We start from the raw sequence: 13961 nt of genomic DNA on the forward strand, positions 1-13961 counted from the left end.
GTCACGTCAGCGGCCGATGGCCTCCGGCGCGCCGGAGCCGAACGGCGGGCCTGTCGCGTCCGCGTCGGCGTACGGCAGGTTGACGCGGCCGAGCGAGGTCGACCTGCGGTTCCTGCGTTCGCCACGGGTCTCGGCGATCAGCAGGTCGACACAGGCCAGCAGGTCCTCTTCCCGCGCCGTACGGCGGATGCGCTCGGCGGCACTGCCCTCGGCGAGGGCCTCGTCCGTCAGCGCCCTGACGGTACGCCAGTCGCCGTGGGTCTCGAGCGCGGGGCGCAGTCGGGCGAGCAGCTTGCGGACGACCTGCGGCGCGGGCGCGTCCTTGTGCGTCCCGGGGTCCACGAGGGTGCCCTCCAGGCCGGATCGGGCGGCCCGCCAGGCGGCGCCGCGCAGCCACTCGTGCCGGCCCTGGCAGGGCGGCGCGTCGTCCTGCCCCAGCCGGTCGAGGGCCTCGGTCACCAGGGCGCGGAACAGTCCGGCGATGAGCACGACGGTCTCCGTGCGCGGGCAGGCGTCGCAGATCCGCAGTTCCAGGGTCGGCAGATGGTCGGAGGGACGAATGTCGTAGTAGATCATCCCGGCGTCGGTGATGATCCCGGCCCGGACCAGATCGCGCACTGCGGCGTCGTACTCGGTCGCGCTCGGGAAGCAGCCGATCGGGCCGGCGGTGGGCCAGCGCTGCCAGAGCATGGTGCGCCAGCTGGCGTAGCCGGTGTCGGAGCCCTGCCAGAACGGTGAGCTGGCGGACAGCGCCAGGAGCACGGGCAGCCAGGGCGAGACCTCGCACATCACCCGTACCGCCGTGTCGCGGTCGGGGACGTCCACGTGGACCTGGGCGCCGCAGATCAGCTGTTCATCGGCGACCTGGCGGTATTCCTCGACCATGTGGTGGTAGCGCGCGTCCTCGGTGGGAGGCCCGGAGACGGCGGGGGCGAGCGGCGCCGTACCCGCGGCCACTGCGGCGAGCCCCAGCGAGGCGGCAGCCGCGTCGAGCCGCCGCCTCGTGCCGGCGAGATCGGTGTACAGGTCGTGCAGCGATGCGTGCACTCCGCTGTTCGACTCCACGATCGACTGGTGCAGTTCGCTGGTGAAGGTCCGCTCAGGGAGCCGGCGCAGGACCTGATGGGCGCGCGGCACGAGCAGACCGCTCTCCACCTCCAGCACGTGGAACTCTTCTTCCACTCCGATGCACATGCTCACGGTCACTCCTTGAGGGCATCAATGCCTTCCGTCCCGGGAGTGCTGTCACTCATCAGGAGGATGCGACGGGTGTGACAAGCACCGAGTTCCCCGGACACCGGTATGTAAGCTCGGATTGCACCTTCGGCCTGCCATCCTCGCAGATGAGAGCACGAGCGCATCTCGTACAGCGAACGGAGGGAGCGGGGTCCCGGCTCAGCCGTTCGGGCGGATGACCGCGCGGACGCAGCCGTCCGTCTTCTGTTTGAACATGTCGTAGGCGCGCGGTGCCTCGTCCAGCGACACGCTGTGGGTCGCCAGGTGCGCGGTGCTCAGGTCCCCGGCGGCCAGGCGGTCGAGCAGCATCGGGATGTAGCGCTGTCCGTGCTGCTGTGCTCCCCGGACGGTCAGCCCCTTGTTGATCACCGCGCCCAGCGGGAACTTGTCGACGGCGCCGGCGAACACGCCCAGGACGAACACCGTGCCGCCCTTGCGGCAGGCGTGAATGGCCTGCCGGACGGCGGTGGGCCGGTCCGTCTGCAACCGCAGTCGCTGCTTCACCTGGTCGTAGGCGTGCACCAGCGTGTTGTCGCTGTGCGCCTCCATCCCGACCGCCTCGATGCACACGTCCGGTCCCCGGCCACCGGTGCGTTCCCGCAGTTCCGCACCGACGTCGGTCGCTGTGTAGTCGATGACCTCGCTGCCGATGTGACGCTCGGTCATCTCCAGCCGTTCCGGGATCCGGTCGATGGAGATCACCCGTTCCGCACCCAGCAGGATCGCGGCGCGGGCCGCCATCTGGCCGACGGCTCCGCAGCCCCAGACCGCGACGACGTCCCCCGGCTTCACGCCCGCCAGGTCGGCGCCCATCCAGCCGGTCGGCACCGAGTCCGACACGAACAGCGCGCTCGTGTCGTCGACGCCCTCCGGCACCTTGAAGGCCCCGTAGTCCGCGTACGGGACGCGCACGTACTCGGCGTGGCTGCCACGCAGTCCGCCCATGGCGTGCGAGTAGCCGAAGATGCCCGCGGTGTCGGCCCCGAAGAGGGCCTGCCCGATCCCGGGATTGGTGTTGGTGTTGTCGCACAGCGACCACATGTCGTGGGTGCAGTACCAGCAGCGTCCGCAGCCGACGAACGAGGAGACGACCACCCGGTCCCCCACGGCGTGCCTGCGCACACCGGTACCCACTTCCACCACTTCGCCGATGAACTCGTGGCCGATGACGTCCCCCGACCTCATGAAGGGGATGTAGCCGCCGATGAGATGGAGATCGGAGCCGCAGGTGGTGCCCGCGATCACCCGTACGATCACGTCCTGGTCGTTGTGCAGGACGGGGTCCGGCACCTCTTCGACCGCGAGCTTGTTCACGCCTTCCCAGCACAGCGCCTTCACAGCACTCCCTCCCCACCCGCTCGTCGGCTCAGCAGCCCGACGAGCCTGCCGCCGGGCGTGTTGTGTGTGGTGGGCGCGTCGGGCCTCATGACCTCGCCCGTCTCCAGCAGGGCCTTGGCCTCACGCAGAGCGAGGCGCAGGTCCTGGCGCGGGTCCGCACCCGCGAGCCGAGCGGCCATGGACTCCGTGGCAACCGGCTGCGGCTCCGTGAGACGTACGGCCAGTTCCGTGCCCCGGTCTCCGGGCGCCGCACTGATGCGGGTCTCGATCCGATCTCCGTAGTCGTGCAGGGGTGACGGCAGTTTGTCGGCCTGTACGTCGCTGGGATCACGGTTGACCGTCACCGTCAGCCAGCGGTCCGGGCTCGTCGGCGCCGACGCGTGTGTCCGCGACCGGTGTACGACGGCGGCTGCTCCGGCGAGTCCCGCGGCGGCCACCCAGACGGACTTCCTGGAAGCCATGGCGGTCACCTTCCGGCAGTTTTGGTGCTGGAGCGGGTGAACAGCGCGCCCAGGGCGATCATGCCGATACCGAGGACGAAGTGCAGCCTGTTGTCAGCCGTGTTCAGCGGTACGAAGTTGGCTGCGCTGTCGTGGCCGACGAACAGGCCGTACAGCCAGAGCACCAGATAGACGGCACCGCCGGCCAGCAGGAACGTGCGCGCCCCGGACGCGGTGCGGGCCATGGCCACCCCTGCCACGCCGAAGGCCAGGTGGACCAGGTTGTGCAGGACGGATACCTGGAAGATCCCGAGCAGATGGGCGCCGGATTCGTGCGACGCGAACTTCATCGTGTCGTAGTCCGTGGTGACCCCTGGGACGAATCCCAGGATCCCCACCAGCAAGAACACCACTCCCACCAGCAACGAGGCCTGCTGTACGGGAGAACGAGAAGTGCTCGCACGGGTATGCGTGGTCATGGGAGACCGGTCCTTCCCTCGGGGCACCCCGGTGGACGCCGTTGCGCGCCGAGTACCCCGGCACCGGCAGGCAACCCTGACGGTGTCGGACAACTCCGGGCAGGTGTCCGGAAGTTGTCCGACACCGTCTGCTCCATCGCGGCGAGCGTGACCGACCCCCTGGGATCTACCTGGTCACGACGTGCCGCTCGTTGGGTACGCAGTGGGTCATGGTGAGGCCCTCGACGTCACGCGGCGGGTTCTCGCCCAGGGTGGCGAGCCGCTTGCGGTCCTCGTCGGTCAGGTCCTGGCTCGCCAGCGGCTCCAGGCCCGCCACATCCTTCGCGCTGATGCCCAGGCCCTCGCCGATCCGGTTGCCGAGGTCGTTCTCGGCGAGCAGGAAGTGCCACACCATGCGCTCCTGTACCGGCCGGTCACACTGCGTGAGCGCGGCGGTGAGGTTCCTGACCAGGTCGTCGCGCTCCCACTGTTGCATCAGCAGATAGCGCTGGCCTGCCTGGACGTAGTCGTTGGTGCGGGGGATGCGCTTGCGCGTCAGCCTGCCGTGGATCTCGGGGCCCTGCTCGTCGTGCGTGGGGTATTGCCCCTCGCGCAGCCCGCCGGTGATCGACGGTTCGTAGTTGACGCTCGGGTTCTCGCCTCCGCCGTCCTGGTGGTATGCCATGAGGCCGTCGCGCTGATTGGTGTGCACTTCGGCGTTCTTGGCCTGGTTGACGGGCAGTTGGAGGTAGTTGGGTCCGACCCGGTAGCGCTGGGTGTCGCTGTAGGAGAAGGTGCGGCCGACCAGCATCTTGTCGTCGGAGAAGTCCAGTCCGTCGACGAGCACACCGGTTCCGAAGGAGATCTGCTCGTTCTCCGCGAAGAAGTTCTCCGGCATACGGTCGAGCACCATCCGGCCGACCGGTCGCGGCGGGAACTGCTGCTCCGGCCAGGTCTTGGTGTCGTCCAGCGGGTCGAAGTCCAGCTCCGGGTGATCGGAGTCGTCCATCATCTGCACCAGGAGTTCCCACTCCGGGTAGTCGCCCCGCGCCACCGACTCGTAGAGGTCCTTGGTCGCGTGGCCGAGCGTCTCGGCCTGGACGTTCGCGGCATCCTCCTCGGTCATGCTGCGTACGCCCTGCTTGGGCATCCAGTGGTACTTCACCAGTACGGTGCGGCCCTCGTCGTTGACCCACTTGTAGGTGTTGACGCCGAAGCCCTGCATGTGGCGGTAGTCGGCGGGGATGCCGCGCGGGCTGAACAGGTTGACCAGCATGTGCATCGCCTCGGGCGTCTGCGACATGAAGTCGAAGATGCGCCGCGGCTGCTGCTCGAAGGTGACCGGGTCGGGCTTGAGGGCGTGGATGACGTCCGGGAACTTGATCGCGTCACGGATGAAGAAGACACCCAGGTTGTTGCCGACCAGGTCCCAGTTGCCGTCCTCCGTGTAGAACTTCACCGCGAAGCCCCGCGGGTCACGTGCGGCCTCGGAGGAGTCGCGGCCCCCGATCACGGTGGAGAAGCGGACGGCCAGATCGGTACGCCTGCCGTGCTCCTGGAAGAGCTTGGCGCGGGTGTAACGGCTGATCGGTTCGTCGCCCCAGCTGCCGTACGCCTCGAAGTAGCCGTACGCCAGGACACCGCGCGCGTGCACCACACGCTCCGGGATGCGCTCCCGGTCGAAGTGGCTGATCTTCTCCAGGAACTGGTAGTTCTCCAGGGTGGCGGGGCCCCTGGCGCCGACCGTGCGCTGGTTCTGGTTGTCGTGGACCGGGTGGCCCTGCCGGTTGGTGAGCACCTTCCGGTCGTCACCGGGAACGGGGCCGGTGCTGGATACGTCCGTCATGATCCTGAGCTCCTTCGGGTCGTCCCCACCGCCGCGGCAGGCGGTGGGGTTGTCGGGTACCCGAGAGCACCGCGGAGTCACCTCGATCGCTGATCTCATGCAGAACGTCGTCCGGCAGCGAGTCTCCGCGCTGCCGGGGTCCTCGACGCGACCAGTGGCACACCAATGCCGTGACTCAAAGTAATGACCGGATTCATGTGTCAGCGCCGGACGAACAGTTACTCGGAGGTGGAGCGAACGCATGACCGAGGGGTCCGGGACACCATGGCGGTTCGCCGCCGAGCGGTCTCACGGAACTCATTCGACAACGATCTAGTCCGGTGAGGGTGGCAATGACTGAGTACGAGGAAGACCGGGCCGGGAGGCTCAGGCAAACCGGCGAGACGGCCAAGTCCGAGGCCACGACCACGGCCGACCAGGCCAGGCAGGCCGCCGGCCAGGTCACGGGAACCGTCGCGGAGCAAACCAGGGCCGTGGCCGGGGAGGCACGGCAGCAAGCCGGCGCGGCCTTCGGCGAACTGCGCAGCCGAGCGGTGAACGAGGTCGAGGAACAGGCCAGGCGCGCGACGGGAATGCTGCGTCAGTGGTCCGACGACATAGGCGGCCTGGCTGACAACGCGCCGGGCGATTCACCCGCCCGCAGCCTCGCCTCCCAGATGTCCGACAGCGGACACCGGGCCGCCGACTATCTAGAGAAGCAGGGAGTCGACGGCGCGCTGTCCGACCTCCGGCACTTCGCCCGCAGGCGTCCCGGCGCGTTCCTGGGAGGCGCCCTGGTGGCCGGTGTGGTGGTCGGACGGCTGGCCAAGGCGTCAGGCAAGGCCGGACAGTCGTCGCAGCCGGGTCGACGTGGCTACGGGGACACCTCGCAGCTCGGTACGGGTGACGGGCCGGTCCGGTCGCCGCTCCCGGCGGGTTCCGTGCAGGAGGTTCCTCCGGTGCCGCCCGTTCCGACGGCAGCGCCGGGGGCTGAGCCCTTCGGGGCACCGCAGACTCCGCCCTCGCCCGTGGACCCGCCGGCCGAGACGCCGCACCGGCCCTATCCGGAGGTGTGAGGTGTCCTCGTTCCCCCCGAGCCCGGCGCAGCCCGGACAGGACCAGTCGGTGGGCGAGCTGCTGTCGGTGGTGACGTCCGACCTCCAGACCCTGTTCCGCCAGGAGATCGAGCTGGCCAAGGCCGAGGTGCGGCAGGAGGCCACCAAGGCCGGCAAGGCTGCCGGTATGTACGGCGGCGCGGGGTTGGCCGGCTGGATGGTGCTGCTGTTCCTGTCCTTGGCGGCCGTCCTCGGTCTGGCCAATGTCATGGACGGTGGCTGGGCCTCCCTGATCGTCACCGCGGTGTGGGGCGTCGTCGCAGCCGTGCTCTACCAGCGGGGCCGCACTCGGATGCGCACTGTCTCGCCCAAGCCCGAGCAGACCGTCGAATCGATGAAGGAGAATGCAGAATGGGCACGTCACCCGACCAAATAAGGGCAGAGATCGACGCCACCCGGGGCCGGCTGTCGGCGGACGTGGACCAGCTGACCGACCGGACCAGTCCTCGTCGCATGGTGCAGCGCCGTACCGAACGGGCCAAGGGCGCGGTCACGGGCCTGCGTGAGCGGGTCATGGGAACCGGTTCGCAGGCCGCCCACGGAGTCAGCGGCAAGGCCCAGTCAGCGGCCGGCTCACTGCGGGAGGGCGCCGCCCACACAACCGACACTGTGCGCGAAACAGCAGGTCAGGCGGGCGATGCCGTCAGGCGGGCACCCGAGCAGGCCGTGCGCCAGACCCAGGGAAGCCCGCTGACCGCAGGTCTGATCGCCTTCGGCGTGGGGGTTCTGGCGTCCTCGTTGCTGCCTGCCTCGCAGACGGAGGAAGAGGTGGCCTCCGGCCTCATGGAACACAGTGGCGAGGCGCTGGAGCCGGTCAAGAAGGCAGCCATGGAGTCCGCCGAGCACCTCAAGGAAGAGGCCAAGGAGATCGCGCAGAAGGCTACTGGGGAGGTCAAGGACACGGCCGCCGAGGCAGCCCGCACCACCCAGGAGGAGATCCGCGACCAGGGTGCGCGTACGGCCGAACAGGCACGTGAGTCGGGCCAGCACATCACCCACGAGGCCCGGCAGCAGCCCTGAGCGGGGCGGCCCTCCTACCGTCGGCACCTGAGAAGAACGGCCTTCGGCCCACCCCCCGGACGGGTGGTGGGCCGAAGCCCGCACCTCGCCGCGAGGCCGGAACAAGAACGAGCAGGGCGTACCGCTCAAGGCGCTGACCGCGGCGCCACGGACGAAGCCTGCTGGACCCACGGGATTCGCTCCATGGCCGCCGAAGCACCGACCACCGGGAGAAACGCGCGCGAGGGCACGCCCCCGTCAGCGGCTCCGGCGAACGTTGAGCCGGGCGGCCTGGCGTGTCAGGTGGTCGCGTTCGGCGAGGTTCGGGGCCTTTCGGGCCGCCTCGGTGTAGAGCCGTGCCGCTGTCGTCAGGTCACCGTCGCGCTCGTGGAGGTACGCCGCCACGGCGGTGTGGCGGGGCAGTGCGTCGTCCAGCGGCGCGAGTGCCGCCAGACCCGCGCGCGGTCCGTCTGCCTCGCCGACGGCCACCGCGCGGTTGAGGCGGACGACGGGACTGTCGGTCAGACGTGCGAGTTCGTCGTACCACTCGACGATCTGAACCCAGTCTGTCTCCTCGGCGGTGCGGGCGTCGGCGTGGAGGGCGGCGATGGCGGCCTGGGCCTGGAACTCGCCCAGCCGGTCGCGGGCGAGGGCCGCCTGAAGGATGGTGACGCCCTCGGCGATCGACCCGGTGTCCCATCGGCCACGGTCCTGCTCGGCCAGCGGAACCAGGCTGCCGTCGGGCGCGGTACGGGCCGTGCGGCGGGCGTGGTGGAGCAGCATGAGGGCGAGGAGCCCCGCCACCTCGGGGTGGTCGACCTGGGCGGCGAGCTGCCGGGTGAGCCGGATGGCCTCGGCGGCGAGGTCGACGTCGCCGGAGTAGCCCTCGTTGAAGACCAGGTAGAGGACGCGCAGGACGGTGGCGATGTCGCCGGGACGGTCGAACCGTATGCCGGAGACGGTGCGCTTGGCCCGGCTGATGCGCTGGGCCATGGTCGCCTCGGGCACCAGGTAGGCCTGGGCGATCTGCCGGGTGGTCAGCCCGCCGACGGCACGCAGGGTGAGCGCGACCGCGGACGAGGCTGTCAGTGAGGGGTGGGCGCACAGGAAGTAGAGCTGGAGCGTGTCGTCCGCCCCGGGAACGGGCCCGGGCGCCGGCTCCTCGTCGACGTGGTCCTCACGTCGGCGGCGGGCGGTGTCGGCGCGGGTCGCGTCGAGGAACCGGCGCCAGGCCACGGTGACCAGCCAGCCCTTCGCGTCCCGTGGCGGGTCCGCCGGCCAGACGCGGACCGCCTCGACCAGTGCGTCCTGTACGGCGTCCTCGGCCGCCGCGAAGTCGGCCCCGCGGCGGACGAGGACGGCGAGCACACTCGGCGTGAGGCGCCGGAGCAGTGCCTCGTTCATGTCGGAGGTCACTCCGTGATGGTGGGCGGTGCGGCCAGGAACGGGCGGAGCTCCAGCCACTCGTGGATCGGCTTCCCGCCCGCCCCCGGAGCGGCGGACAACTCCCCGGCCAGCTCGACGGCGCGCTCGTAGCTGTCGACGTCGATCACCATCCAGCCGGCGATCAGGTCCTTGGTCTCGGCGAACGGGCCGTCGGTGACCGGCGGGCGGCCCTCACCGGCGTACTGGACGAAGGTTCCCTCGGGGGCGAGGGCCTGGGCGTCGACGAACTCGCCGGTCTGCTCGAGCCGGGCGGCGAAGTCGTTCATGTACTGCACGTGATCCGAGATCTCCTGCGGCGTCCACTGGCCCATGGGGACGAAATTGGCCGGGGTCGGGGCGCCCCGGTAGTGCTTGAGCAGCAGGTACTTGGCCATCGTGGTCTCCTCGGTGCTGGTGCGACCCATTGTGGTCGCCTTCACTACGGGGACGGAGCCAGGCACGGGTTCTCGACATCGTCGGCCGAATTTTTCCGACATTCGGCGTCGGGCCTGGTCAGCCGCCTCTCGGTGACCCAACCGGCCCCGGGCGTCACAGGGAGAACACGCCGGTCACGACTGCCGCCAGTCCGGCGACCAGCAGGATGATGACCACTCCGATGTCCGTCTCGTGGTGACGGCGCTCGGCCGCCGGGTCGAGGGTGTGGACGGTCGGGTCGTCGGGCGCGTAGTGGATGGTGAGGTCGCGGCCGAGGGACCGGCCGGGCTGCGGGACACCGTCGCGGGACAGGACGGTGACATCGATGCCCTGGCGGGTGGTGAAGGTGATGACAGGGGCGTGGTTGACGATCTCGTCGCCCTCTCCGTCCTGGTGGACATCCTTGGTGACGGCCACGACACGCGCCGGGACGGCGACGGCCGAGGACAGCAGTTCGTCACGGCTGCGCACCCCGCGCAGGTCACCGCTCGCCGCCGCGAAGGCGGTGACCAGGGCACCGAAACCGATCAGCGCCCAGGGGTAGCCCCACAGGACGACCGCGTGGATGACCAGCCCGATGAGAAGCAGGACGACCGTGCAGTTCGGGAAGACCAGACCGTTCCTCTCTCCTGCCATGTCGAGCACGACGCGGAACCGGTCCGGCCGTCCGCGCGGATAGCGCACCGGGATCTCACGGCCCACCCAGGCCTCGTCGATGCCGTCGCCGTGCTTGCCCGCGTTCGGCAGGACGAACTCCCGCCCGCTGCCCGGATCCTGGAACGCGACCGTCACCGGAATCCCGGGGTGCTTGGAGGCGCCGTGCGCCGGCTGCTCCACCTCCACGATCCGTGCCGTCACCCAGACCGCTCGCTGGGCCGGGGTGAGTCCGGCCAGGGAGAGCACGTAGCCGAGCAGCGCCAGGCCCGTGGGCACCACCCACCACAGCGCCAACACCTCGTGCACGCTCACTCAGAACTCCAGACGGAACAGGTTGCGGGCCGGGTCGACCACGGCGGTCAACCGAAGATCCACACGCAGCGCCGGGTGCGACGAACGCTTCCAGGTCGTTTCGAACGTCCGCGCTCCCGGTCCGCTGATCCGCAGACCGACGGTGAGGCCGGCCGACTCGCCGTCGTCCCGGTCGGCCAGACTGGTGACCTCCGCCGTCGCCACCACGCCCACCGCGTCGAGCCGCCGGTTGCCCTCCCTCTCGAACTGGACGTGGAACCAGAGTCCGAGGCCCAGGGGGGTGCCGATCACGGTGCCCAGAACGCCCCCGGGCAGGAGGCCGGGACCGGCGAAGTAGGTGCAGGCCATCATGACCGGCCCGCACAGGCCCAGCACCACGGCGGAGAAGTACAGCAGCAGGGCGCCGGACGGACCGACCCTGTCCACCCGCGTCGGCTCGGCGCCGCCGACGTCGTCCGCCATCTCACGTCTCCGGTTTGTCGGGCACCCTTCCCCTCGGAGTCACGGGGTCACGCCGTCCCCGGCGTAGAGGTAGCCACCGGGGCGCGCGGGGTCGGCGATCAGCAGTACCTGGTCGCCGGGGCGGGGTATGCGCAGCTTGGAGACGATGGTCTGGAGGGTGAACCGGTCGGCGGCGCCCGGCGGTTGGACGACCAGGTCCACGACCGGATCGAAGTTGACCAGTTTGCCGGTGTCGACGATGGACACGACCGTGGCGGGTATGGTCGGCGCCCCCGCGGCGAGCAACTGCTGTACGTCCAGGCCCGAGTTGTACGCGCCGATCGACTGCTGGACCCTGGCGAAGTCCGACTGGCCGAGGAAGGCGCGCGTGGTCCGGCCGTAGAAACCCTTGCCGCTCGCCGCCTTGCCCGCGATCTCGGCGGCCCGCTCCTCGCGGCTCTTTCGGCGCCCGAAGATTCCCATGGCGTTCTTCCCTTCTGACGATGTCGGTCTCGCTGTCGTTCTGCCTGACGATGTGGACGCTAGGCGGCCCGGAACGCCTACCGATCCCAGGTTCGTACGCACGTTTGCCCTCGGCGTACGCTCCTGACATGCCGTCCTCCAGCCAGCCGACCGGCGAGCGCCGACCGCGTGTCCTGGTCATCGACCACGCCTGGCGCGGCCTCGGCCCGGGGCTCGAACCGCTGAGCGGCCCCGGCGGGGCGCCACTGACCCGGACGGTCAAACTGATCGTGCTGCCGCTGATCGCCAGGCCGGCGCTGCGTCCCGAGCTCGCGGCGGACTTCCTCGCACCGGCCGAGGCCGCACTCCTCACCGGGCTGATCCAGGAGTCCGCCGCACTGCTGACGGCGACGGCACAGTGGTTCACGCTGCTCAAGAAGGCCCGCCGGACGCTGGGCGTCGTGGCCGGAAACCCGCAGGACCTGTACTTCCAGCGCTGCTTCGAGCTGGCCACCGAACACGGGACGCCCCGGGCCGGCGCCGACATGATCGCCAGGGCCTTGGTCGAGGAGGTGGCGCACGCCCCCGGCGGACGCACCGTGGACGCGCTGAAGGACCATCTGGCCGACGCCGCCCGGCGCTCACGGCTCGATGCGGAGCTGGCCGACGCCTGGGCGAGCCGCCCCCCGCCCGCCGACGCGGCTGCCGCGACCGCGGCTCTGGCACGGGCCGCCGAGCTCCTCGACGCCTGTGGTGTGCCGGGCCCGGCACACACCTCACCGTCGTACAGCGGCATGATCGAGGCAGGTAACGGAGAGCTGTTCGGCCGGGCCTTGTGGGCGCACGCGAGCGGGGTCTGGGGCCGCGACGGCCTGCCCACGCATCTGGGGCTGACGGGACGGCAGACACCGCCGCGTCCGGAGGTCGGCCGGGGCGCCTCGACGGCCACGCTGCCCGCGCCGCTGGACCGGACGCTCTTCGAGCGGCTGTTCACCGTGCTTCAGTCGTCGGCCCACCGGGAGGAGCTGGCGCCGGTGGCGGAACTCGTCGCACGGGAGACCGGCCGCAGTTGCGCCCCTCTCGGCCTGTACGACGAGAGCCTGCGCGTCGCCGTGGTCCTCGGCGGCCGGCTCGCCGCGGGCCTCGACCCGCTGGGCACCGGGGAAGGCACGCCGGGGCGGACGGCCGCGCACCGGGCCGTCAACAGCCGCTGGCGACGGGAGGCGTCGGTCCTGCGCGCCCGCAGGCTGACCGTCTCTCCCCACCCCGACCCGGACGGCGGCGTCCTGGACGCCCTCGCCCAGGACCTCCGTACCCCGTGGGCCGCCTACATGCGCCGCCTGTGGGTGCGGCTGCACGGACGCGACGTCCGCGACGCACCCCTGGAGGACCTCGCGTCGGCCTGGGCGGTCCTCGACGGGGTCGCCCGCTCGGTCATGATGGACCACCGCGCCCGGGTCCGCTCGGCCCTGCGCACCCTGTCCGCGGACCACGCCCCGGCGGCCGAACCGAGGAGCGCGTGATGGCGCCGGGACACGTCGACGTCCACGTGGCACGCGGCCCGGACGGCACGATCCGGATCGCCGCCGGGCCCGGTCCCCGTCCCATCGAGGTGCACGACGGTGTCGTCCACGTGGGGCCGGACTTCACGCGGGCCGTGCTGGACGTCGCGGGCGCCGTGCTGACCTGGCCCGTTCTCGACGCCCCGGGGTTGCCGTGGGCGGAGGTCCATGACGTGGGGCGGGCCCAGCAGTGGGTGTGGGCGCTGTACGGCGAGCGCGTCGCCGCCGCCGTCCACGACTCCGCGGCGGGGCGGGGCGGCGTACGGGTGACCGCGGAGGCGACGGCACTCGCGGGCGCCGCCGCCCGGCTCGGCCTCGGTCACTGGGCGGCCCGGTGGTGGCCCGCCTCCTACCAGGACGGGATACCGGTGCTCGAACCCAGCCTGCTGGGCCTGGAGTTGGCCGCGCTCACGCACCGTTGCCAGCAACTGTTCGACGACGAGGGCGACCAGCCCGACGACTGCGCGGCCGAACTGATCGAGGAGCACCTGGCCGCCCTCGACCCGCTGATCCAGTGGTGGCGTGCGACAGCGGGCTCGGTGGACATGGCTCGCCGGCTGGAGACCGTGTTGCGGCTGATCGACGACGCCGCGGACAACGCGGGCCTGGACGGACCGGCGCTGCGTCACCTCCGCTCGTCCCTGGAGGGGCGCGGTCCGGCCGCCGCCTCGGCCGACCCCGGCGCCCTGTTCGCCCGGCGCGGCGGCTACGCCCTCGCCGCGGGCGAGCCGCTCGTCACGGGCGGCCGGGTGATCGCCCGGGGCTCGGGGATCAACGACTGGCGCCGCTACCCGCCCGGCCTCGTCGACGCCGCCGAGAGCGCGGTGTCCTGGACCGCTCGCGCGCTCGGCGCACGGCGGCGGATCGAGGTCGAGGCCCTCGCCGACCCCGCCGCACCCGCCACCGGCACACCCCTCGTCGCGGAGGTCCACGTGAACGGCGGCGCCCCGCACCGGGTGTCCCTCGCCAGGCGCGACGACCTGTGGACCGGCCACTCGGACCTGTCCCCGGATCCGCAGGCCGGAGTGTCGGCTCCGCGTATCGAGGTCGGCGTCCTCCTGCCCGGCTTCGACCCGGGTCCCGGCGCACCGGGCGACGCCGACGTCCGGGCCGGGCGGGACGCCGTTCGCGCCCTGGTCCGGCGGCGCCTCGCGGTCGCGAGGCGTCCTCCGGCGTACGACACGCCGCCGCACGACAACTGCTCGGCACCGTTCCTCGCCGAGACCGCCGCCACTGCCACCGACGAGGACTACTGA

Annotated in this window: 15 protein-coding genes; 5 read left to right on the plus strand and 10 right to left on the minus strand. The window is 71.1% G+C overall.

Translation table 11 applies throughout. The annotated features are described in order from the left end of the window. Window positions 1-6: 6 nt before the first annotated feature. The 5 genes from IEY89_RS22590 to IEY89_RS22610 all read right to left on the minus strand — a co-directional run bounded on the left by IEY89_RS22590 (window position 7) and on the right by IEY89_RS22610 (window position 5318). Complete coding sequence (locus IEY89_RS22590; RefSeq protein ID WP_189149362.1) at window positions 7-1194, minus strand: carboxylate-amine ligase; 1188 nt, start codon at window positions 1192-1194, stop codon at window positions 7-9. A gap of 201 nt (window positions 1195-1395) precedes the next feature. Then, complete coding sequence (locus IEY89_RS22595; RefSeq protein WP_229695368.1) at window positions 1396-2550, minus strand: zinc-dependent alcohol dehydrogenase; 1155 nt, start codon at window positions 2548-2550, stop codon at window positions 1396-1398. Window positions 2551-2570: 20 nt separating this feature from the next. Further along, window positions 2571-3035 (minus strand): hypothetical protein, encoded by a 465-nt coding sequence (locus IEY89_RS22600; protein ID WP_189149293.1) that lies wholly within the window; start codon window positions 3033-3035, stop codon window positions 2571-2573. 5 nt (window positions 3036-3040) lie between these two features. Beyond that, complete coding sequence (locus IEY89_RS22605; protein WP_189149294.1) at window positions 3041-3493, minus strand: DUF4383 domain-containing protein; 453 nt, start codon at window positions 3491-3493, stop codon at window positions 3041-3043. 166 nt (window positions 3494-3659) lie between these two features. Beyond that, window positions 3660-5318 carry a catalase gene (locus IEY89_RS22610; RefSeq protein ID WP_189149295.1) on the minus strand — a complete coding sequence of 553 codons (1659 nt, stop codon included), beginning with the start codon at window positions 5316-5318 and terminating at the stop codon, window positions 3660-3662. A gap of 332 nt (window positions 5319-5650) precedes the next feature. Between IEY89_RS22610 and IEY89_RS22615 the strand changes: the two genes are divergently transcribed. The 3 genes from IEY89_RS22615 to IEY89_RS22625 are packed head-to-tail and all read left to right on the plus strand — an operon-like array spanning window position 5651 to window position 7432. After that, the gene (locus tag IEY89_RS22615) at window positions 5651-6373 is read left to right on the plus strand and encodes a hypothetical protein (RefSeq protein ID WP_189149296.1); all 723 of its coding nucleotides are present in this window, start codon (window positions 5651-5653) and stop codon (window positions 6371-6373) included. Between the two features lies 1 nt (window position 6374). After that, on the plus strand, window positions 6375-6788 hold the full coding sequence (locus tag IEY89_RS22620; RefSeq protein WP_189149297.1) for a phage holin family protein: 414 nt from the start codon (window positions 6375-6377) through the stop codon (window positions 6786-6788). Then, the gene (locus IEY89_RS22625) at window positions 6764-7432 is read left to right on the plus strand and encodes a DUF3618 domain-containing protein (RefSeq protein ID WP_189149298.1); all 669 of its coding nucleotides are present in this window, start codon (window positions 6764-6766) and stop codon (window positions 7430-7432) included. The genes IEY89_RS22620 and IEY89_RS22625 overlap by 25 nt, the downstream gene beginning before the upstream one ends. 237 nt (window positions 7433-7669) lie before the next feature. On the opposite strand, the gene IEY89_RS22630 is transcribed toward IEY89_RS22625, so the two are convergent. The 5 genes from IEY89_RS22630 to IEY89_RS22650 form a co-directional block, all read right to left on the minus strand. Beyond that, entirely contained in the window at window positions 7670-8815 is a 1146-nt protein-coding gene (locus tag IEY89_RS22630) for an RNA polymerase sigma factor (protein ID WP_189149363.1), read from the minus strand. 8 nt (window positions 8816-8823) lie between these two features. Continuing rightward, a complete protein-coding gene (locus IEY89_RS22635) occupies window positions 8824-9231 on the minus strand; it encodes a YciI family protein (protein ID WP_189149364.1) in 408 nt (135 codons plus the stop codon). A 154-nt stretch (window positions 9232-9385) separates the two neighbouring features. Next, the gene (locus IEY89_RS22640; protein WP_229695369.1) at window positions 9386-10240 is read right to left on the minus strand and encodes a DUF3592 domain-containing protein; all 855 of its coding nucleotides are present in this window, start codon (window positions 10238-10240) and stop codon (window positions 9386-9388) included. Then, entirely contained in the window at window positions 10241-10702 is a 462-nt protein-coding gene (locus IEY89_RS22645) for a hypothetical protein (protein ID WP_189149299.1), read from the minus strand. 39 nt (window positions 10703-10741) lie between these two features. After that, window positions 10742-11164, minus strand: coding sequence for a hypothetical protein (locus IEY89_RS22650; RefSeq protein ID WP_189149300.1), 423 nt, complete (start codon window positions 11162-11164; stop codon window positions 10742-10744). A gap of 128 nt (window positions 11165-11292) precedes the next feature. On the opposite strand from IEY89_RS22650, the gene IEY89_RS22655 reads away from it, so the two are divergent. Next, entirely contained in the window at window positions 11293-12666 is a 1374-nt protein-coding gene (locus IEY89_RS22655) for a hypothetical protein (protein WP_189149301.1), read from the plus strand. Further along, window positions 12666-13961, plus strand: a complete 1296-nt coding sequence (locus tag IEY89_RS22660; RefSeq protein ID WP_189149302.1) for a hypothetical protein — start codon at window positions 12666-12668, stop codon at window positions 13959-13961. Before IEY89_RS22655 ends, IEY89_RS22660 begins: the two co-directional genes overlap by 1 nt.

It is taken from the genome of Streptomyces lacrimifluminis, from assembly GCF_014646095.1.
GTDB classification, from domain to species: domain Bacteria; phylum Actinomycetota; class Actinomycetes; order Streptomycetales; family Streptomycetaceae; genus Streptomyces; species Streptomyces lacrimifluminis.